The following is a 21763-nucleotide window of genomic DNA, read 5'->3' as shown; positions in this document are numbered from 1 at the left end:
GAAATATCGGATATACTGGAGAAAAATATGGCTAAAAGAAGTTTTTCCGAAGGCTTAAAGAAACTGTTCGGCATCCATTCCCGATTGGATGATTCGTTTTTTGAAAGCGTCACCGATACATTGGTAGAAGGCGATATCGGCGCTCAATTTGCATTCGAGATTGAAGACCTGCTTCGAGCGGAATGTAAAAAACGGAAGGTTGAACAACAAGAACAGGTATTGCAGATTTTATATGATATTTTACTTCCCTTTTTGCCGGTTGCTTCTTTTACGCCGGAAAAAGATAAAACCTCTGTGTATTTGCTGCTGGGGGTAAACGGCGTGGGGAAGACGACAACTGCGGCTAAGCTTACTCAGTATTTTAAATCCCGCTTTGAATCGCCGATTATACTTGCCGCTGCGGATACCTTTAGGGCAGCCGCGATAGAGCAACTTGAATATCACGGAAAACAGCTCGATGTGCGGGTTATTGCGCATCAGTACGGCGGGGATCCGGGAGCGGTTATCTTTGATGCTGCACAGGCAGTGCGGGCACAGGGAGGCGGTCTCGTTATTGCCGATACCGCCGGGCGGCTCCATAATAAGGAAAACCTCGTGCGGGAACTGCAAAAAATCAATAGGATTGCCGAATCGAAAACCGATGAGGGGTGTTACAAGAAAATACTCGTGTTGGATGTAACGGCAGGGCAGAGCGGCTTTAGGCAGGCAGAGGTTTTCCACGAGGCGGTCGGAGTCGATGCGGTCATTCTGACAAAATATGATTCGACGGCAAAAGGCGGTATCGCGCTCAGTGTGGGACGGCAGCTGAATCTGCCGGTCATTTTTACCGGTACCGGCGAAAAATACGGGGACTTTGCGCCCTTCAATGCCGATACCTATCTACGCGAATTTATCGGTATGCCGGTATGAAACGGGTTGCTTTCTGTTTCTTCATTTTAGCGGTTGTACTTTGCCAATCGCCGTTCGGTGCTGCTGACGGAATTGAATCAACGGATGTTCCGGCCGGTACAACACCGGAGATTCCGGTAGATATTGCTCCGGATGTTCCGGCAGACACAGCGCCGGCTGATACTACTCAAACAGAAAAGGTTTCTATGGATGCCGTAAAGGATAGCGGCTCTGCCATGCCGGCAGTAGGCACGGACGGAAAAGAGACTGAAAGCGGCGAAGCGGCTTCCTCAACGGCAGGCGCTGATGGGAAAGAAGCCGAAAACGATAAGCAGGCCGATTTGACTTTTGCTTCTATCCATAGCAAAGGATTAACCGTTGCAGACGGTAATAAATGGTATTACGAAAGTTTTGACCGGCAGGGACGCTCCTCCTTCGCAGTGCTTTATAATGACGGTACGGCGGTTGAAAAAACGGAGTGGGCATATAAAGGTCGTGCCCGCCATCCTACAAAAAAGAAGATACTCCGCACAGATAGTTCGGAAATATTTTGCTATGATGATGACGGACGGGAGCTGAGTATCGAGCAATACGAACAAAAAACATTAACATCAAAGACGGAAAACATATATAACGGCGGCGGTAAGCTGATTGAACAGACGATCACTGCGGGGAAAAATATCGACAAATCGGTATGGGAGTTTGACGGGGATAAGGCTATTTCCCAAACCAAATATCGGAACGGAAAGAAAACCGCCTTTATCGAGTTGGACAATACTCCCCATATTATACACTTGTATATCGATGATAAAGAAGTATATGTAGGAGAGGAACCGTGAAGCGTACTGATCTTGCATGGATTTTGTTCGTATTGCGGCGGTTTAATGCCGCAGATACCAAGGGGCGCTCGGCGATTACCGGAATCCTTTCCGTACTGGGGATTGCCTTCGGGGTTACGGTCTTGATTGTTATCCTTGCTGTGATGAATGGTTTTCAGCGCAGCTTTATTGATACCATTTTGCAGGTAAGCTCGGCGCACGTACAGTTGTACGGATCCGAAGCGGCTCTGGAACAGGCGAAGGCTGCAGGCGGGTTCCAATCCTTTTATGTATTTTCAGAGACGCAAACAATAATGCAGGGCAACTACGGCAGGCAGCAGCCGGCAATACTCCGCGCCGTACCTGAAACGATATTAAGCGATGACCGCGGCTTTGCCGGCGTTATAACAATGATGGAAGGCAGATTTAACCTCAGTGCGCCGCATTCCGTTGTACTCGGATACGAGCTTGCCCGTATGCTTTCGGTTTCTGCCGGAGATAAGATTTCGCTCCTTGCGCTTTCGGGCACTGCGGATACCGATATTTTTCCGGAGGATGCTGAATGCACGGTCGCCGGTTTAATGAAGACCGGCTATTATGCAATCGATGCAGGCTTTGCTTTTATGTCAACGGAGACCGGCGCGTTGCTGTGCGGCACACAGCAGGAGCTGTCCGCCGCAGTAAAACTGCAAAACTCGGAAGCTGACGGGATATATATAGCCCGCGTTTCTGCTGCCGTGCCCGAATTGAAGGCAGAATCATGGCGCACCTATAATCAAGCGTTCTTCGGAGCCTTGCGTATCGAAAAAAATACGATGTTTATGCTCGTTTTTTTGATCTTTGTGGTGGTTACGGTGAATATTTACAACGGAATGCGCCGTTCCATCTATGAACGGCGGGAAGAAATTTCGGTACTTGCTTCGTTGGGTGCTAAAAAAGAACATATCCAAGCCCTCTTTATCGCTAACGGTTTTACGATCGGGCTTTTGGGCGCTTCCATCGGCTTGCTTTTAGGACTGCTGCTTTCCGCGGACATCAATCGGGTCTTTTTATTGGCTGAATATTTGGTAAATGCTGTCATTGAAGCGGCAAATATTTTGTTGGAGCACACATTTTTTACGGGCTTTAGTATTTTCAGTCCTCAATACTTTTACATCGATTCGGTACCCGTGCGTATTTTCTTCAGCGAAGTTTTTTTAGTATTCTTATTCGGCGTCTTTTCTGCGAGTTTTGCCGCTTCAATTGCAGCTCGAAAAATTCTAACCCTTAAACCTGCGGAGGTGCTGCGCTATGAATAAACCGATTTTAGCGCTGACAAACGTTTCAAAAACTTTTCAGTCTGAGGCTGACTCAATCCGTATTTTACATAACTTAGACCTGATAATCGAACAACCGGCAAAAATCGCCGTAGTAGGGGAGTCCGGTTGCGGAAAAAGCACTTTTTTGAATATTGTCGGCGGCTTGGAACAGGCTGATTCGGGAGAGATTATTGCGGGCGGATATGAACTGCACCGGCTCAATGAAAGCGGATTGACGGACTACCGCCGCTTTTACCTCGGCTTTATCTTTCAGTTTCATTACTTGCTCAAAGATTTTACCGCCATCGAAAATGTGATGCTGCCCGCACTTATCGCAGGTATGCCGAAAAAAGAGGTAAAAGAGAAGGCGGCTGCCCTTTTGCAGGATGTCAAGTTGGAAACGCGGCTCAATCACTTTCCCGCTCAGCTGTCGGGGGGAGAGCGGCAGCGGGCAGCCGTTGCCCGTGCGCTTATCAATGATCCTTCGCTCATTTTAGCCGATGAGCCAACCGGCAATCTTGATCCTGCAAATGCGCGCGGGGTACAGGAACTGCTCTTTTCAATAGCTGATAAACATCATAAGACGCTTATCATCGTAACGCATGATCAAGGGATTGCCGCCGATACTGACTTGTGCTACCGGCTTGAGCAAGGGAAGTTGCAGCTCTTATGAACTTTTTATTGGCATGGAAGCTGGCGCTGCGGTATCTGGGGCTGAATGCAGGAAAGGCAGTTTCAAACGCGCGGAAGAGTTTAATCGGTGCTGTCTGGGGGATCGGTATCAGTATTATCCCCTTGGTTATCGTGCTTGTGGTGTCAGACGGGATGATCAAGGGGATTACCTCCCGCATGATTGAACTCGGCAGCGGGCATTTGCAGGTACTCGATCTGCGTCCTGCACCCCGCAGCGCACAAAGCGCCGATGACCGGAAGCAGAGCGCTCAAGAGGTTTTTGATTCAATCCGCATGAACGCACATCCGGTGCTCACCGGTTCTCGGCGGCAGCAGGAAGGTACCGGTTTACTTATCGGCAAGACCGGCCGTAGCGGAGGCACAATACGGGCGATAGATGCGGGCTATTTTACTGAAAATCCCGCTGCACGGAACCTGTTAACGGTGGTAGACGGCAGTCTTGAGTTCGACGATACTCGCTCTATCTTGCTCGGCAAAAAGATTGCGGAGCAAACCGGTCTTAAAGTCGGGGACAGTTGCTCGCTGCTCACGCTACTTCCGCAGTATTCAGGTAATCAGACAAAACCGAAGCTCACCCGTTTTAAGGTTGGCGGTATTCTTTCCTCCGGTTATCAGGAATTGGATGCATTATGGATTTTTATCCCATTGGCATCTGCCGATGCAGTGTTGTCGCCTCAGTCCTCGTTGAGCGCTCTTACAGTCAGCATTGCAGATCCTTTTAATGATACTTTGCTTATGGACGCAAAAGATACCATTCAGCAACTGTTGCCGGCGGGATTTTCGGTATATACGTGGCAGGATCTAAACCGCTCTCAATTTTATTCATTTCAGACTTCAAAGAATCTTTTGATGTTTATCATGTTTTTGATTCTTCTTGCTGCCTCGGTCAATGTTTCGTCGGCAATGGTGATGCTCATCATGGAGCGGCGGAAGGAAATTGCAATTCTTAAAGCGACCGGCGCGCATCCGTTTTTTATTACCCTGTCGTTTTTAATTGCAGGTCTCTTTACGGGAGCGGCAGGGCTCTGTATCGGCTTAACCGGCGGTATCCTTGCGGCCTTACACATCAACGAATTGTTTGTTGCTTTTGAACATGTAATCAATGCGGGACAGAGCGCACTCTATTATATGCTGGGAAAAACGGGCAGCCCCGAAACTATCCGTCTCTTAGCGCCCGAATACTATTTGGAATATATTCCCATTTCCTTAAATGCGGCTGAACTGTATATAATTGCTGCCGGAACGCTCATTCTGTCGGTGATTGTCTGCCTGCTGCCTGCCGTGTATGCAGGTAAAGAAAAACCCTTGGACAGTATGCGGAAAGTATAGGACACCTCTAAAACCTCGGTTATCTTTGCTTCGCATCCTTCGGAATAGAGGTGCCCTATAGTCTTCAAGCAGTTGTCGATTTTTAAAAGGTTCTCCGCCCCTGCATAAGGTTAAAGAGCGATTCGAATATCTTTTTTACCGTGCTACCGTACCGTGCATCAAGCTGATCCAGTACGGAATCGATCTTTTTTTTTCCTTGCTTTTCTGCTTCGGTAATCGAACCGCTTGAGCCCAGCAATGCTATCGCTTTTTCTACCGCAGGGGAATCAATGCCCTCTTGCCGCGCTTGTTCAAAATAAGCGGTAAGCGCCGCAGCATCTTCCGGATGTTTTTCGATATGCAGGATTACAGGTAAACTCTTTTTCCCTTCCACAATATCGTCGCCGCGTTTTTTTCCGGCATTTCCCGTGCTGATATTTTTTACATCATCGAGTATCTGGAAACCGATTCCGGCTCCTGCAAAAAGCGATGCAAAAACATTGCTTTCTTCATGTTCTTTTCCCGCAGCACGCATACCGGTATAGGCTGCAAGCGCAGCGAGCGCCCCGGTCTTTAAACTGATCATCAGCTCATAATCCTGCCGTGAGGGAAAAAAGCCGGCAGTCCGATGCCAGTGGATATCGAGCGCCTGTCCTTCATGCAAGGATCGGATATGCGTAAGCGCCGCGGTATATAAATCGAGCTTTATGCCGGTAGGAGCCTGATAGTCTTCGAGCGATTGCAATGCCCGAAAGTAAAGCCAGCTGCCTGAATTGAGCGCTGAATCGAGGCCGTAGGCCACGTGAGCGGCAGGCTGTCCGCGGCGTAGTTCGGAATTGTCTTCTATATCATCATGGATAAGACTTGCTGTGTGGATTCCTTCTATGAGCGGCGTAAGCGTGTAAATGTCTTCGCTATTGCCCCCGGCAAGCTGATAGGCAAGAACAGCAAGCAGCGGTCTCCAGCGTTTTCCGCCGCCGGACACCAACGAGGCGCACGGAGCGGATAAAAGTGCTATAGGACTTTGTTCCGCAGAGGCCTCCGGTACATCGGGTAAAAATGCAGTGCGCAGTGCGCCTTCAATCTTGTCAAGCCGTTGCTTAAATTCATCATTCATACTACTATTATATCTTATATTTTATTGATAGAGAACTACTCCAGCAAAGTGCAAAGGCATCGAATAGTTTCTAAATATAGCCCGCAGAATAATGAAGGCTGTTCAACCAGAGTTTCGCCGCTTTGCGGCTCAAATGGTCGCCCAACCTCCATTATTCTGCGATATTGATTTACTCTTTCGATACCTTTGCACTTTTTTGGGTAAAAAAAAGGAACAGATGGGAAATCAGTATCGGGAACCGGACTATTGGTCGCGGAAGGCTTTTGCGGAAGGTTATCCTGCGCGGTCGGTCTATAAATTAGAAGAAATGCAAAAAAAATTTAATCTATTCGGGAAAAATGACAGCGTGCTTGACCTTGGCGCCGCACCGGGGAGCTGGACAACATTTTTGCTCAGGTTTCTTTCTCCGGAAGGGCGCGTCTGTGCAGTGGATTTGCAGCCCCTTTCGGAATCGATACGGGATCCGCGGCTTTCGTTTTTCCAAGGAGACCTAACCGCTGCGGCTATGGCGGCTGCGGTAAAAAACTGCGGCCCCTACCGTTCCGTTATCTGCGACGCGGCGCCCGCCACCACCGGCAATAAAACCGTCGATACTGCCCGTTCAGCCGCCCTTGTCGATATGGCGCTTTACTATGCCGAAACACAACTTGAAGCTCACGGCAGCTTTGTTGTTAAAATCTTTCAAGGCGGCAGCGAGCAGCAGTACCTCCAGCAGATGCGAAAGCTATTTAAAACCGCCCGCGCCTTTAAGCCCGAAGCATGCCGCCGCAGCAGCTTCGAAACCTACCTACTCGGCCTAGACTTTAAAAGCCATGTGTAAGCTCTCGTAGGACAACCGCAGTACAAGTATTTTAAGCGGTTGTCTTCCGCCTGTACGAAATTTTTTAAAATTTCGTACCTCTTTTTTGGCAGATGGGTAAACGCATCAGGCAGAGTAGATAAAAACTGCGGAAAAATTGAAACGATGAGACCATTTGAACCGCGAAGAGGTTCAACTCTGGTCGAATAGTTTCAATTTTTCCGCAGGGATGTTAAAAAAACGGCCTGATGCGTTTAACTTTGAAGTTCTCGATTATTTCCTTGACAACTCCTATCACTAGCCCTTACAATATATAGTATAGTTAATTTTAACATCGTATGAGGAGCTTCGTAATGGGAATTGGAACAGAGAACATAAGAACGATTGCGATTGCAGGGCACGGACAGTCCGGCAAAACAACACTTATTGAAAATCTTGCGGCAGTAACGGGTACAATTGCACGGGCGGAACCGGTTGCAGGCGGTAAAACGGTCAGCGACTATACGCCCGAAGAAATAGAGCGGAAAATTTCGATATATTCGGCATTAGTGTCAACAAATTGGAACGATACGGTAATCAATTTCTGGGATACTCCCGGCTCTTCGGACTTCATGGGCGAAGTTATCGCGGCTTTCCGGTCGGCGGAGACGGGATTGATGGTACTCGATGCAAAATCGGGAGTACAGATTGAAACCATTAAATATTGGAGAGACCTTGACCGCCGGAATAAGCCCCGTTTAGTTTTTGTTAATAAGATGGATGAAGACCGTGCTGACTTTAATCACGCAATGCAGGATGTAAAAACACAGTTCAAGGCGGATGTCTTTGCGGTTACCTTCCCAATCGGGAAAGGCGCCGAGTTTACCGGTATTGTTGACGTACTCCACGGTACGGCATATCAAACAGATTCAAACGGAAAAGAAAACGAAATACCTATTCCCGATTCGGAAAAAAAGCGATATGAAGAAATGCGCGAGGTTCTTGCAGGAGCTGCAGCGGAGGGTGACGAAGACTTATTGGTAAAGTTCATCGACGAAGGCGAACTCAACAGTGATGAGATTGCGAAGGGACTCACACTCGCGATGAAAAACAATAGAATTGTGCCGATCTTTGCCGGAGCCGCGCAGATGGGGCTCGGCTTAACGGCTCTTTTACGCTTTATCACCGAGATTTTGCCCTCTCCTGTAGGCTGTTTGGAACGTGCAGTAAAAGGCGAAGAAGAGTGTACCATCAAAATCGATCCTGAGCCTGCATTCTCCGGCTTTATCGTTAAAACCGCAAACGACCAGTTTTCGGGACGGCTTTCGTACATCAAAGTTATTACCGGTACGCTCGTATCGGACGCAGAAGTATATAACATCAATGAACAAAAGAAAGAACGCGTCGGTAAGTTATACCGCGCTGCGGGAAAGAAACTGACCGAAGTAAAAGAACTTGTAGCCGGAGATGTCGGCGTCGCGGTTAAACTTGCGGCAGCAAAAACCAACGATACACTTGCCGCCTCTCAAGATTGCCCGCCGTTTGTAAAACTGCGCAATCCCGATCCTATCTATTCGCTTGCAGTTGCCGCCCTCGATAAGAAAAACGACGACAAACTCGGCGAGCAGCTGCTCCGCGCCTGCGAGGAGGACATGACGCTTTCTTTTGTCTACAACCCCGAAACAAAGCAGAATGTATTCTCCGGCATGGGAGACTTGCATACCTCTATCGTGCTTGACCGCATTAAAAAGCAGACAAAGATTGAAGTACAAACTTCTATTCCCCGCATTGCCTACCGCGAAACCATTCGGCAAAAAGCGCAAGCAGAGTATACGCATAAAAAACAGTCGGGCGGACACGGACAGTTCGGACGGGTCGTTCTGGCGATTGAACCGCTGGAGCGCGGGGCAAAATACAGCTTTACCAATGCGGTATTCGGCGGTGCGATTTCCAAGGGCTACATTCCCGGTGTTGAAAAGGGCGTAAAAGAAGCAATGGAGAACGGCGTCATGGCGGGCTATCCCGTTGTCGATGTCGGTACAACGGTGTTGGACGGTAAAGAGCATCCGGTAGACTCTTCCGAAATGGCCTTTAAGATTGCGGCGCGGAACGCATTTAAAAATGCAATGCGCAATGCAGGTCCCATCCTTCTGGAACCGATTATGAATTTAACGGTCTATGTGGAAACAGCCTACCTCGGCGATATTATGAGCGATCTTTCTTCACGCCGCGGACGCATCCTCGGACAGTCTCAACTTGCAAACGGTATTGAAGAAATTCGCGCGCAAGTACCGCACAAAGAATTGCTCCGCTACGCTATCGATCTGCGCTCAATGACCAGCGGTACCGGCTCTTTCGAAATGTCGTTTGATCACTATGATCCGATATCTGGTAAAATTGCCGATGAAGTAGTTGCCGCTGCCAAGGCATTTATCGAAGAACAAGAAGAGTAATATCTTTAGCTGCAATACTTAAAATTAAGTCATTGATATATAAAAATTTAATTTTAAGTTTGTTGAGGATGTCCCGAAAGACAGAAACTTTTGGGACATTCCCGTTTTCACCATATAAAAAAGTTGGCACATATACACAGAGAGGAGAGTATTATGGCAGAAACAACAGCAATGCAGGAATATCAAAATCCTCCTAAAAGCATTCTTATTTTTGATTTATGTACAAATCTCGGATGGATAGCGGCGAATTTTGTTACCTCACCTTTCGTTGGGGGTACCGGTAGTTTAAGCGAGGTTGTCAGAACAAAAGCTTTTATTATCGGCATCCTGTTGGCAGCGATCAATCCTATCATACGTTACAAAATTATGATTCCTGCAATCATAGACTGGAAACGGAATCCGGACAAAGCAAAAAACTATATCGTACTATATGAAAGACTTGTTATGATTATCCCGCTTGTAATAGCCTTTACCATTCCTTTTTTTATTTCTATAGAAATGGGGTTAATAGGAAATGTCGGCATCTTCTTATCTGCAGTCTTTAGTACGATTGGAAATATCTTTTTAATCGGAAGTTTGTTTGCTTCAAGTACGATTAGAAGTTTTGAAAAATGGGCATCATTCGTTCCAATCGAAGAAGGTACGCTCTCTCTTTCTATGTTAAAGCGCGTGGCGTTTATGTCCGTTACCTGTATTTTTGCAGTTGTTCTTTTAGTGCTTGCACCGATTGTACGGTACCAGCAACATGATACCCATACCAAGCTGATTACAGCAGTTTTGCCGCTTTTTATATATGGTTTAGTTTTTTCAGTATTTAATTTATTGGTCATCATACGTTCATTTGAAAGAAGAATAGCGTTGATACAGCAAATTGTTAGGAAATTAGCAAACGGAGATTATCGGCAAGAAATGCTTAGTGCATGGACACGAGACGATATAGCTCTGTTATTATTAGACTTTAATAAATTACTTACATTTAATAAAAACTTCTTAACAGAACTGAATGAAAGTGTTACTGTTTCAACTCATACGGCAGAGGCGTTGTCTTCCAGTATGAAGATAACTTCTACGGCTGCCGAGAAGATTGGTGAGAGTGTATCTTTTGTGCGGGACCATATTAAAGAGCAGTCGAGTGGTGTTTTAGAAATGCAGGAAAACATCCATCAAGCTATAGAGAATATCAAAGACCTTGATAATAGTATTGAAACACAATCGACTTCTATCGGCCAAGCTGTTTTCGTTATTGAACGGATGGTTGCCGATATTCAATCGGTTACTCACACAATAGAAAATACCGTTGATTCGATTAAACTTTTAAATAGTGCTGCCGATGCCGGTAATACCGCAGTATCGAATGCTCATACCATTGTAAAAAATATCAGTGAAGAATCTGAAGGCTTGCTGGAAGCAAGCAATGTCATTCAACATATTGCAAGTCAAACCAACTTGCTTGCAATGAATGCCGCAATCGAGGCAGCTCATGCAGGGGATATCGGCAAGGGGTTCGCGGTTGTCGCTGATGAAATTAGGAAACTTGCAGAAGAATCAAGCACACAAGGCAAGACCATTACGACAGTGTTGAAAACACTGAAAGAAAAAATTGAAGCATTGAATTCGGTTGCGGAAGAAACTGCTATTCAGTTTGCAGAAATTATGCGGCAGCTCTCGACGGTTAATAGCGGTAGTAATACTATTATGGAGTCGGTTACAAAACAAAATGACGGTAATGCACAAGTGCTCGAAGCTGTCAAAGAAATCAATGTCATAACGGCAAAGGTTAAGCAAAGTTCTTTACAAATACGCTCAGGTAATACGGAAGTGGGTAAAGAAATGACAAGATTAGTTGAGATTTCTCAAAATATCGACAGTACGATGAATATCGTCAATGACGGCACAAAACAAATAAAAACGATCATCGGAGAGGTTATCGACAGCAGTGCAAAGAACCGGAACGCCGTATTAAACATTATGAAATATCTTGAACAGCTGTCGCTGTAAGTAAGAAATACGTGGGGAGCTTCTGTTATACCTAATAAAACATGATTTAGAAGCTCCTCGTTATTGTTCATATTGATAAATGGGCACCTCTAAAAACTTCCGTTTTTAGAGGTGCCCAAATAATAAGCTACATACAAAGAGGATAAAATGAAAAAAGATATATTTGCTATCCCTAAAAATTATCTTGTTTTAATTGCAGGTATCCTATGGATTTTTGCAGGTATCATGGTTTTTAAAACAGGAGCTCCCATTCTCTTTGGGATGCAAAGTCTTATTGCTTTTATTGTAAGTATTGGTATTTTTTTAATCTTTTATTTGATTATTTTTAGAAAGCTTGTTTTTAAACATATAAAACGTATAAAAGAGACAATGGATGAACGAGGGTATTTCTGGCAGTTCTTTGACCTAAAATCTTATATTATTATGTTTGTAATGATGACAGGCGGAACCTTTGTACGAAAACTAAACCTTGCTCCTAATTATGTAATAGGCATCTTATATTCAGGTATAGGCTTCGCTTTATTTTCTTGCGGTACAAGATTCATAGCAGCCTTTGTAAAAAAGTATGTGTTATAACTTTAATAAGAAGATAATAACGGAAGAAAGCAACTGCTAAAAATATTTTTTATGCGGTTGCTCTGTTCCATAGTTTGAAGCTAAACTTTTAATACATGACCGGTTTTGATTAGAATAATTACCAAACGCTCGTAAAATCTGAAAATTGAGATACATCTTTAAGAAACAAATCCTCATAGTGAACTTTCGTATTTTTGATGCGTATAAATCCAAAACCTGTATCATCATGAGGATAAGCAATAAGTCCTAATTCATCAAAAACAAAAAAACAATACCCGTCAATTCCTTCATCCATCATCATTAATAAAGAGAACATAGATATAATATCATAATCCGTAGTGAGAAATTTTTTGATAATACTTTTCTAATTGTTTTATATTCCGTGCTCTTTTTAAAGAATCGGCATCATTTTTATCCGTATAGGTCAGCCATTTATTATATAAGTCATATAAAATTTTCTGTCCGGTTTCGGTTAAATCGAGATTTGTATATAAGAGTTTTATCATTCGGCCATCTCTGTCTACAGGATTTTCCTTTATCAGCTTTTTTTCATAGGCAAAATTAAGAAATGTAAGATTTTCTTCATATAGTTTATAAATGGTTTCGGGATAGCCTCTATAACTTTGAAATAAAAATCCTATATCAATGACTACTTCTCTTAGAAAATATAATTCATGATAGACATAATGTATGATTTTTTCAAGTTTCTCCTTATCTTCAAGATTTGTAACTTCAATAAATTGATAATACTTCCAATTAAATAAATTTACCGATTTAAAACAAGGCAATATATTTTCCGTTTTTTCAAAAGTTGGTGCATAAAGGACATAAAACTTCTCCTGATACAGCACTCCGATTCGTTTCCCCGACACAAGTACAATATACTCTTCAAAAATGGCTTCCAGTGAGAAATTATTTATTCCCTTGCATTGTTTTTCTATATACTGAGCAAATTTTTTAGTGGTCATTTATTTTCTCTCTCCTAATCCGAATATAATTGATAGCCGTTTTTCTTTCTTAAAATTATACATGACTTTACGGTGTTTTTCTATCCTTTAAAAAGCGTAAAAACAGCTATTCTTATTATAGAAAAACCAGCTTAAAAATGATATAATATACAAAATATTTAATTGGTGAAGGGCTTTTACATGACAAAAGAAACAAATACTTTAAAAGAACGTTTATTTTCAGCGCTGCAAATAGCGCCGCTGAAAAACACGTCGAGTTTGCTTATCGCAAACATCGCAGATTGTATATGCGCTATCGCGTACGAATGCAACAGTTTCCAAAGTTGATACTTTGTTCAACTGTTGCATTTTAAGGAAGACATAAAATGGCACGATACGAACTTGGCGCAATTTACGAAATAGATGCAGGCGAAAAATCCTATTATGCCCGCCTTTTAAATTGTGATTTATACGGAGTATTCGCCCCCCTTTCCGGTGAAATATCCGAAGAAGCATTTGAAAATACACCATATCGCCTGTATATTTCTACCGGCAGCTATGCAGTAAAACGAGGCTTTTGGAAAAAGCTTTTTCCTTCGCCCGATAAAACGGATATTGAACGCTGGTGCCGTCCTCTGCATTTAGTTGTATTTACACCTTGGGACATTGAGGGAGCCCTCAACCGCCGAAATTCATTTGACAAATACGGCCATACTGAAATACTTGATGAAAAAACATATATTCAATGCCTTAAACAGGGCTTTATTTCAATCATTCAACCTATGTACGAAAAAATCCCTCAGTTCCTCAATAATTATTACGATAATTGGCCTACAAGTGAAATTTACAGCGACGTCCTAATCGGCACCAGCACGCCAGAACATCAACAAAAACAAATGAACAATTTAAAGAAACTGGGATTTGATGTTTCGAAGTAGCAAAACAGGAGAAATCAACATCCCCCGACACAAGCGCCGGGGTACAGTGCTCAATGTTTCGCACTGTATGTTCTATAAGGGGGTTGCAGTCGGCTTTAATACCCTTTGTTACGACGCAGAGCGTCGGGGTATTAAACCCTCCGCACGAATAAAATGCTTACACTGAAAGAATTGATTAAAAATCAAAAAAATTTTAATGAAAGCTTCTTTGTGGAAGTTTCGAGTAAACTATGGAAAATCGTAGAAATAGAAGAAATTAAAAATCAGACCGATGAGGATTTATTCCTTTTTCATATTGCCGTTAACATCATAGGAAATTGGAAGGGAGATGGCTGGTGGGAATTTATCTGTAATTATCCGCAGCTTATCCGTTATGTTCCTGACACATTGGCAGCATTAAAATTATCCGATATGAAAACAGCCTTTGAAAACGTTATAAAATGTTTCCCTGAAAATACGGTTTTTGAATATTCAAGTACCTATGTTGATACGGTCAATTTTCTTCAAAATGTCAGATTCAAAATAAGCGATACATATTTAAATTCGATTTCCGCAGATAAGAGAAAAGAAATGTCCGAGGCTTTGCATAAAAGCATTGATGACCTTGAATCATTGACAGATAAACGCTGGGCTTATGATGCAAAAGATGAAGGTTGGTCAGATGTAATTGATTTTATCGGAGAAAAGAAATAACGGAGAAAATGATAATGCACTATATCGGAGAATTAACAACATAAATAATAATTTGACAAAATGTGATAATGAAGACGATACTTATAAATTTAATGTACCGAAGGCGATGCAGACGGAATAAAATCACTCAAATTACTTAAAACAGCCTCCTCCGTTACTTCAATGGAATGTAAAATGACTGCCAAAACGCCGAAAAAACTATCGCCAAAGCGACGGAAAAAATATTGCCAAAACGCCGAAAAAACGACATAATATATGCGGAGGTAAAGCTTAATGAAAGAATATAGAGCCCGCATAGTAGACGATATGTTAAAAGACAAACTTGAGTCAAAAGGAGCTGTTGTTATTGAAGGCCCTAAATGGTGCGGAAAAACGACAACGGCAATGCAAGTTGCAGGCAGTATATTGAGAATGGATGAGCCAAGCAAAAGAGAAACAAATATCCAAATGTCTGAAATAGATCCCGGAAGATTGCTAAAAGGCAATGCCCCAAGGCTTATTGACGAATGGCAGATAGCACCAAAGCTATGGGATGCAGCAAGATATGAGGTTGATACAAGAGGGGAAGAAGGTCAATTTATACTTACAGGTTCGGCAGTACCGATAGAATCAAGGGAAATAACTCATTCGGGAACAGGACGTTTTACATGGTTAATGATGAGGCCAATGTCTTTATTTGAATCAGGAGATTCAACAGGAGAAGTAAGTTTAAATCAGCTTTTTGAAAATCCTAGTGTGATAGACGGTATGAATAATTTAAGCATAGAAAAATTGGCTTTTTTAATTTGCAGAGGCGGGTGGCCTCATGCCGTTGGAATGAAGGAAAAACCGGCATTACTCCAAGCTGAAGATTACTATGAAGCAGTCATAAAATCCGATATTAATAGAGCTGATGGTGTGAGTAAAAATCCGGAAAGAGTAAAAAGATTGATGAGGTCTTTTGCAAGAAATCAAGGAACGCAAATTTCCAATACTATGCTGAGGGATGATATAATTTCAAATGATACGGAGTCTTTGAATGAAGATACCATCGCATCCTATATTAATGCACTAAAAAATATTTTTGTGGTTGAAGATATGTCTGCGTGGAATCCTAATTTAAGATCAAAAACATCAATCAGAACTTCCGATACAAGATACTATGTAGATCCTTCAATAGCGGTAGCCGCTCTTGGAATTGGACCGAAAGATTTGATTAATGATTTAAACACAATGGGGCTGCTATTTGAAACACTATGTGTCAGAGATCTTCGAGTATATGCAGAAAGTATTGGAGGTAATGTTTTACATTATCGGGATAAATCAGGTTTGGAATGTGATACGGTAATTCATCTGAAAAATGGCAGATATGGTTTAGTAGAAATTAAACTGGGAGGACAAACATTTATTGAAGATGCAGCAGAAAACTTAAAATCGTTGTCGAATAAAATTGATACATCAAAAATGCCTGCTCCTTCTTTTTTGATGATAGTTATTGGAATAGGTGAGTTTGCATATAAACGAGAGGATGGTATTTTTATAGTGCCTATAGGATGTTTGAAAAATTAATTTTTGACACACGATACCCATACTGTATGTGAGAGAGAAATATATGAATCAATATCTACAAGAATACATAGAACTAAAAAAGAATTTCGAAGATTGCGGCGGAAATAAAGCAAGCGTGGCCGCAATATATGAATTTGCAGATAGACTGGAGAAATGCTCTGAGCAGGAAGCCAAGAAAGTGCTGGTAGATGTTTATCAACTCCTAGGTTTGATGAAAAGTGCGTTTCAATTATTCTCCGGGTTTGCAGATTTGAATGACCACAAGCAACATAAAAAGCTTGTCTCTTTACAGAAAATGTCGGAAAGTCAGGGAGATAGCTATCCTCTGCCCAAGCCGCTAACTGAAGCTGAACTAAAAGAAAAAGAGGCTAAAATGGCAAAATTACCTAAGTTCCGCTATCATCCGGATCCTTTGGGAACGGAAGCTTTTGAAGAAGGAGAAGCCAAAACCTGTCCTTGCTGCGGGAAGAAAAGCACTATTTACTACAGTAAAATGGCATATTGCGTAGAGAATATAGAAAATCTTTGTCCTGAATGTATTGCCACCGGAAAGGCTGCAAAGAAATATAATGCCTGTTTTATCCAGGATGCAGAATGGCACAGCGAGCCGGACAAGGAGAAAGACGAAGAATTATTCTGCCGAACTCCCGGCTATATTAGCTGGCAGGGGGAATATTGGCTGTCCTGCTGCAACGATTATTGCGAATATCTCGGAACAGTCGGCACGTCAGAGCTGAAAGCACTGGATATTGCAGAGGAAGTCTTGGCAGAATATGAAGCAAGAAACGAGTATCCCGATGTAGCGGATTATTTAGTCAAAGACGGACATTTGTGCGGATATTTGTTCCGTTGTTTGCACTGCGGCAAATATCATCTTTGGGTCGATGCAGATTAAAAAGTAATACGAAATAATGAGCGGTACTACTATGAAAAGAAAAGAGAATTCAAATAGAACGAATACGCGCCTGGAAATAGGTAAACAAGGATTTAAGTATGATAACAATCGGAAACATCGGAAGATTTGAATCTATACCGCAAATTTTAAATGATGTACTAAATGAAAATATTTCTGCATTGGAAGAACATCTAATAAAGGGATGGAAGCTTAATAAAGAAATCAGAGTAGGCAAATACACCGATCTCTCTCCTTTGGATTTTGCATTGATAATGGAAAAGTTTCAATCTATAAAATGGCTGACGGAAAAAGGAGCAAGCCTTAATGCAAAGGAGCATCCAAGTTTTCTTCTCGCAGTGAGATATTGTAATGAAGAGGTGATAAGGTATCTTGTTTCCCATGGAGCAAAGATAGATGTAACAAACAACGTAGGTTCGGAAGCTTTTTTAGAAGCGTACTATGGTGAACGCTTTGACAATTTTTTGATTATACAAGAACTTGGGCATACCGCAGCAAAATACGGCGGACAGCTCTTGCGCCACGCGGTTTCTGACCGTAATTATAAAGTTTTAGAATTTCTAATTGAACATGGAGCAGATATTAATTACAATAAGTCCGACATGGTATATTCCAATCAACCGACTCCATTGTGTGTAGCTGTAAGATATGTTGATTTGGAAATGTGTACATTTTTAGTAAAGCATGGAGCGGACGTTACGATTACCGAAAAAGACGGCATGCGTCCATATAGCATAGCCTTGGAAAAAGGCGATGAGGAAATGGCGGAATATTTTAAATCATTAGAGCCGTCCGAGTTTCATCAAACACAAAATAAATTAGATGAATTAAAACCGTATAAATTGCCAAAAACAATAATTGAATTTTTAACTGGTGAAAACCTACACTTTGATTTAGCGGATTCCGACTTTGGATATATTGACTTCTTCAAACTGATTGATACTATTCCGTTTAAATTCGGCAGACAAAAATTATTAAGACTCTCCCGCTCTCTCGGAGATTACAATGATATTTATATTGTATGGAATCCTAAAACAAAAAAGATTGCAAGCTATGATATGGAGCATGAAGAGCTCATCGATTTGGCAAGCTTTGATGATTTTATAGGAGATATGACAAAATACATGAATTTGATTTTTGAATACTGAGTGAAAAAGCTCAATAAATATAAAACGCATAGTCAGATATTTCTATAATATAGATGAGGAGACGATAGATTGGGGAGATTAATTTTTATTTTGCTGCTTTCCGTTTCAGGACTGATTTTTTTAACAATTATCTTTGGAATGTATATTTATATGAAACGGACTGTTTCCGGTGGAAAATCATTGATGGAAGAAGCAGTAAACGAACAGACCGATACTACAAAAATGGAGCTCAGTGAGTTTTTAGTATATGCCTCTTCGATACTTGGGGCGGTATTATTTGCCTTACAGGTGATAAAAAAGGGCGGTTCAGGATTCTCCAATTTGGCAACATATATCATTTTGCCTCCGGTTATGGCTCTCTTTAACGCACGAAAGCGTACCGGAAGAAGTATTTTTGTGTTTGTGGCTGTCGCAATATTTTCACTTTATATGTTTTTGGTATATATCATAATCAGCGTTCCGGTGAAGGCTCCGGTTTTTACGATTAACAACACAAAGATTAAGATGGCACATACAACTGTTGCCGATATAGCCGCGGACGGATTCGATATTTATGTAAGACAGGATAATCCTTCCGGCAGAGATTATAAAAAACTGCTTTCTTGCGGTACTTTTAAAAAATATCCCGTTGATCGGAGTATTCTCGTTGAAAAAGGATTCCGACGAAATAATACTGCTATACCTTATGCTCATTATCTTCTTGTAAAAGACAGCTTTGTGATTGGGAGTATCGGTCTTTACGGTCATAAAAAAAAGGATACGGTATTAGAAGACTGTAAAATCATTCATTTAAAACTTGATGAATACTGCATTTCCAATGCAAGAGCAAATTCAAGTCGTTATTGCCTTGATGATGTTGAGCTGCTCGTTCCATTGCAACAAGAAACATTGCAGAAAATATTCGATAAAAAACTGTGGTTAGTACCGCCAAGAAATACGAGAGACATAACCCAGCTGCACTACGGCATTAAATGGTCAACCGGAAGCGATCATCTTTTTTGGAATGAATACTTTGCTTATATTCATTTTAATGAAAGTAATGATATGACCGGCTTTGAGATTTCAACCGAAATAGCACGTGATTGGAATGAATAAGAAAACTCATTCGTTATAAATAAACACCCCCGACGCAAAACAGCGGATCTTGCGAAATCTCCGCTCTATTTTAAGAGCTCTCCGTATCTCTTAGCCGTAGGATTCTCATTGCTTCTTGCGCTATTGTTTCATCTGTGTCATGCGCCATTTTTTTCAACAAATCGATGGGCAATTTTTTGTTTCTGATAATTGCAAGGCGGATTGAAAAGTCGGGGTCGTTCATCAGTGTTTCAAAAATATACCGGTCGTTTTTGTTTTTCATCGCAACGGTGAAGCGAACGTCCGCATTTTCGTCTGTACATAAAAGACGCAAGACTTCGACGGGAATATGTTTGTTGTGAACGAGCCACGCTTTTTTTCGGGGTAATGGTGCAATATTTCGCCGATGACAGCGGGGGAGAGCTCTTCGGTTCTGGTTTTGTTGTTGTCTTGAATATTATCGTTTGCGGCTAAGTGCAGGTATTCTTGTATGGTATTGATCATAGGTGTCCTCATACGATTGTTGATTCTCTTTATAATTTTTTTGCGGCAGTGTTTCTGCAAATTCAATATCATTCATAAAGCCGTGCCGTATTTTTTTCTTGCAGTATGATAAGCGATTCGAAAGATGCAAAAATTACAACCTGCATGCCAAGCGTAATCCGAGACTACCTGCATGAAAATCGGGAGTATAAAAGAGCCTGATCGGCAGCACTGCGGTATATATATCGGTATCTATACCGCCGATCCGGTAGGCCGGTAAGCTAACCGTATGTGCAGGGTTTACGTCGTATTCTCCGTATCCGAGGGTATCGTCCGTTACGGCAGGAATGGTTATCATCGTAAACGATACTCCGTTTACCCTATAAGTCTTACCGGCAAGCGGTATATCTGCTTTTTCGGCATTTACACCGGTGCTGCCGACCGTCATTACAATAAGTGCCGCTCCTAAAAATAATGTTTTATTCAATTTTCTTTCCTCTGAACATATCTATAATTTATATTTCGGTTTTATAATACTGCTTTAATTTTAACTATCTTTGCCGCTTGTAAAATTGCTTCATCACGGTTTAATACCATCTTACATGCTTCACAATAATCTATTTTTATTTTATCGCCCATATCGAAATACAGATTACGCTCGTCACTGTCGCCATATATGCTGGAATAGTTTATAGCTTACCTCCTATCAACATCTTTAGCCGTAGCATTATCCTTTTTATAAATTCTTGGCGACAGTTTTATCACAAAGCCACGCCGTATATTTTTCTTGTGGTATGATAAGTGATTCGATGGTTCCGTTTTCTACTAATGTTAGTCTTATATGTAAGTCGCCGTCTTTCCATTTTATAAAGTCTATCTCGTCATATACATCATAATCTCCGTCAAGACAAGAAATTATATCAATAAACGTGGGAACTTCACTGATCGGATCATCAAACGTAAAGAGCTGCACACTATTAGGACAAGCCCAATAGCATCCGCATACAGCCAGTATATTGTTTATGGGATTATAATATACATCCGTCCAAATAAATGTTTCTCCCGTATTAAGAGAATAGTCCGGAAAAAAGTGCATTATTTGCGTAGTTTCAATATCCAATACACTATATCCGTACAAATCCTGCCTAAAAAGTAAGTAGTCTTTACCGTTTTTATGTGTTATGAGCCGATAAAACTCAGCAGAATTATCAATACAATACCACGTTTTCAATAATATGTTATTATTAAAAAAGGAGCATGCGCTTCCTTTCAAATTGTATTTACCTGTACTTCCTACATACCGGTTTATATCGATACGATATTTCCCTGTTCTTCCTACGAACTCCATAACTTCTTTCTCATCATAATTTTCTTGTGTAAATAGCGGCATTGCTTCTTTTACACGATTTTGATATATATTCGTATTCACTGCATTTGGCATAAACAGCTCCTTTTTTTAAAGTGTTGATGATTAGTTAATCAACAGATATCTTAAAAATACTCGGTTTGATTTTTAAAAGTACCCCAAAATTGCCTTCAACATTCTTGTAGAATATTCTGCATTTTATAATCTATCTTCTATTTTATATTATAGCTTTAACACTGCGATAAGTTCTTCTCCATCCATATCTCCTGTTTCAACAAAACCGAATGAGTTATATAGTTTACGCGCAACCTGATTTTCAGGTTCATAAGACAACCAACAATATTCAGCTTTTCCGCAAGGAAAAGTCTTAACAAAATCTAGAGCCAATTTAACTGCTTCTTTTCCAAATCCATTGTTTTGATACGCTTTATCAATCATCAGACGCCAAAGATTATAATTCCCTTTTGCTATTTCAGGTGCATCAATCCAATCGTCATGAACATCAAAACCGATCATCAAAAAACCGACCGGTGTTTCATTGTCATATATCCCGAATGGAAATGCATAACCATTTGCGGTGATTGTAATATAGGCTTCAATGATGCTTATATCATTGGCAGCAACAAAGCTTTTCTGGGTTTCCAATACCCGCAGTTTCAGAATATCCCAAATGTTTTTCCCGTTTACTTTTTCCAAATGAAGCATAATATATCCCTTGTAACTTAA

At 41.6% G+C, this 21763-nt stretch carries 20 protein-coding genes and 1 pseudogene; 15 read left to right on the top strand and 6 right to left on the bottom strand.

Going from position 1 to position 21763, the window contains the following annotated elements:
* Positions 1-27 precede the first annotated feature (27 nt).
* The 5 genes from ftsY to E4N66_RS07530 are packed head-to-tail and all read left to right on the top strand — an operon-like array spanning position 28 to position 5026.
* Entirely contained in the window at positions 28-909 is an 882-nt protein-coding gene (gene ftsY / locus E4N66_RS07550; RefSeq protein WP_044016718.1) for a signal recognition particle-docking protein FtsY, read from the top strand.
* Positions 906-1727 (top strand): hypothetical protein, encoded by an 822-nt coding sequence (locus E4N66_RS07545; RefSeq protein WP_253727525.1) that lies wholly within the window; start codon positions 906-908, stop codon positions 1725-1727. Before ftsY ends, E4N66_RS07545 begins: the two co-directional genes overlap by 4 nt.
* Positions 1724-3004, top strand: a complete 1281-nt coding sequence (locus tag E4N66_RS07540) for an ABC transporter permease (RefSeq protein ID WP_253727524.1) — start codon at positions 1724-1726, stop codon at positions 3002-3004. The genes E4N66_RS07545 and E4N66_RS07540 overlap by 4 nt, the downstream gene beginning before the upstream one ends.
* Positions 2997-3677 (top strand): ABC transporter ATP-binding protein, encoded by a 681-nt coding sequence (locus E4N66_RS07535; RefSeq protein WP_253727523.1) that lies wholly within the window; start codon positions 2997-2999, stop codon positions 3675-3677. The genes E4N66_RS07540 and E4N66_RS07535 overlap by 8 nt, the downstream gene beginning before the upstream one ends.
* Complete coding sequence (locus tag E4N66_RS07530) at positions 3674-5026, top strand: ABC transporter permease (RefSeq protein WP_253727522.1); 1353 nt, start codon at positions 3674-3676, stop codon at positions 5024-5026. Before E4N66_RS07535 ends, E4N66_RS07530 begins: the two co-directional genes overlap by 4 nt.
* Positions 5027-5108: 82 nt before the next feature.
* Here E4N66_RS07530 and E4N66_RS07525 read toward each other — a convergent pair whose 3' ends face one another.
* Positions 5109-6122 carry a polyprenyl synthetase family protein gene (locus E4N66_RS07525; protein ID WP_253727521.1) on the bottom strand — a complete coding sequence of 338 codons (1014 nt, stop codon included), beginning with the start codon at positions 6120-6122 and terminating at the stop codon, positions 5109-5111.
* A 217-nt stretch (positions 6123-6339) separates the two neighbouring features.
* Between E4N66_RS07525 and E4N66_RS07520 the strand changes: the two genes are divergently transcribed.
* The 4 genes from E4N66_RS07520 to E4N66_RS07505 all read left to right on the top strand — a co-directional run bounded on the left by E4N66_RS07520 (position 6340) and on the right by E4N66_RS07505 (position 11927).
* Positions 6340-6942: an RlmE family RNA methyltransferase gene (locus E4N66_RS07520; protein ID WP_253727520.1), complete on the top strand. Its 603-nt coding sequence runs from the start codon at positions 6340-6342 to the stop codon at positions 6940-6942.
* Positions 6943-7274: 332 nt separating this feature from the next.
* On the top strand, positions 7275-9353 hold the full coding sequence (gene fusA / locus E4N66_RS07515) for an elongation factor G (protein WP_253727519.1): 2079 nt from the start codon (positions 7275-7277) through the stop codon (positions 9351-9353).
* 153 nt (positions 9354-9506) lie between these two features.
* Positions 9507-11351: a methyl-accepting chemotaxis protein gene (locus E4N66_RS07510; protein WP_253727518.1), complete on the top strand. Its 1845-nt coding sequence runs from the start codon at positions 9507-9509 to the stop codon at positions 11349-11351.
* A 147-nt stretch (positions 11352-11498) separates the two neighbouring features.
* Positions 11499-11927 carry a hypothetical protein gene (locus tag E4N66_RS07505; protein ID WP_253727517.1) on the top strand — a complete coding sequence of 143 codons (429 nt, stop codon included), beginning with the start codon at positions 11499-11501 and terminating at the stop codon, positions 11925-11927.
* 118 nt (positions 11928-12045) lie between these two features.
* Here the strand turns inward: E4N66_RS07505 and E4N66_RS13145 are convergent.
* Together E4N66_RS13145 and E4N66_RS07500 are read right to left on the bottom strand one after the other, a co-directional pair.
* Positions 12046-12279 (bottom strand): annotated as a pseudogene (locus E4N66_RS13145) (hypothetical protein); the annotation flags it as partial.
* Positions 12254-12895, bottom strand: a complete 642-nt coding sequence (locus tag E4N66_RS07500; RefSeq protein WP_253727516.1) for a hypothetical protein — start codon at positions 12893-12895, stop codon at positions 12254-12256. The pseudogene E4N66_RS13145 and the gene E4N66_RS07500, both read right to left, overlap by 26 nt.
* 365 nt (positions 12896-13260) lie before the next feature.
* Here E4N66_RS07500 and E4N66_RS07495 point away from each other — a divergent pair, with 365 nt between their 5' ends.
* From E4N66_RS07495 to E4N66_RS07470, 6 genes are all read left to right on the top strand, one after another.
* Positions 13261-13812, top strand: coding sequence for a hypothetical protein (locus E4N66_RS07495; RefSeq protein ID WP_253727515.1), 552 nt, complete (start codon positions 13261-13263; stop codon positions 13810-13812).
* 153 nt (positions 13813-13965) lie between these two features.
* Positions 13966-14505 (top strand): hypothetical protein, encoded by a 540-nt coding sequence (locus E4N66_RS07490; RefSeq protein ID WP_253727514.1) that lies wholly within the window; start codon positions 13966-13968, stop codon positions 14503-14505.
* Between the two features lie 273 nt (positions 14506-14778).
* On the top strand, positions 14779-16053 hold the full coding sequence (locus tag E4N66_RS07485; RefSeq protein ID WP_253727513.1) for an ATP-binding protein: 1275 nt from the start codon (positions 14779-14781) through the stop codon (positions 16051-16053).
* Positions 16054-16096: 43 nt separating this feature from the next.
* Positions 16097-16948 carry a CbrC family protein gene (locus E4N66_RS07480; protein ID WP_253727512.1) on the top strand — a complete coding sequence of 284 codons (852 nt, stop codon included), beginning with the start codon at positions 16097-16099 and terminating at the stop codon, positions 16946-16948.
* 98 nt (positions 16949-17046) lie between these two features.
* Entirely contained in the window at positions 17047-18114 is a 1068-nt protein-coding gene (locus E4N66_RS07475; protein WP_253727511.1) for an ankyrin repeat domain-containing protein, read from the top strand.
* A 69-nt stretch (positions 18115-18183) separates the two neighbouring features.
* A complete protein-coding gene (locus E4N66_RS07470) occupies positions 18184-19209 on the top strand; it encodes a hypothetical protein (protein WP_253727510.1) in 1026 nt (341 codons plus the stop codon).
* 616 nt (positions 19210-19825) lie between these two features.
* Here the strand turns inward: E4N66_RS07470 and E4N66_RS07465 are convergent.
* The 3 genes from E4N66_RS07465 to E4N66_RS07455 form a co-directional block, all read right to left on the bottom strand.
* Positions 19826-20158: a hypothetical protein gene (locus E4N66_RS07465; RefSeq protein WP_253727509.1), complete on the bottom strand. Its 333-nt coding sequence runs from the start codon at positions 20156-20158 to the stop codon at positions 19826-19828.
* 249 nt (positions 20159-20407) lie between these two features.
* Positions 20408-21112, bottom strand: coding sequence for a hypothetical protein (locus E4N66_RS07460; RefSeq protein WP_253727508.1), 705 nt, complete (start codon positions 21110-21112; stop codon positions 20408-20410).
* Positions 21113-21259: 147 nt separating this feature from the next.
* On the bottom strand, positions 21260-21742 hold the full coding sequence (locus E4N66_RS07455; protein ID WP_253727507.1) for a GNAT family N-acetyltransferase: 483 nt from the start codon (positions 21740-21742) through the stop codon (positions 21260-21262).
* Between the last annotated feature and the right edge of the window lie 21 nt (positions 21743-21763).

The organism is Treponema sp. OMZ 857 (assembly GCF_024181085.1).
GTDB lineage: Bacteria > Spirochaetota > Spirochaetia > Treponematales > Treponemataceae > Treponema.
Note: the sequence above shows the minus strand (reverse complement) of the source record. Positions and strands in the feature narration are given on the sequence as shown.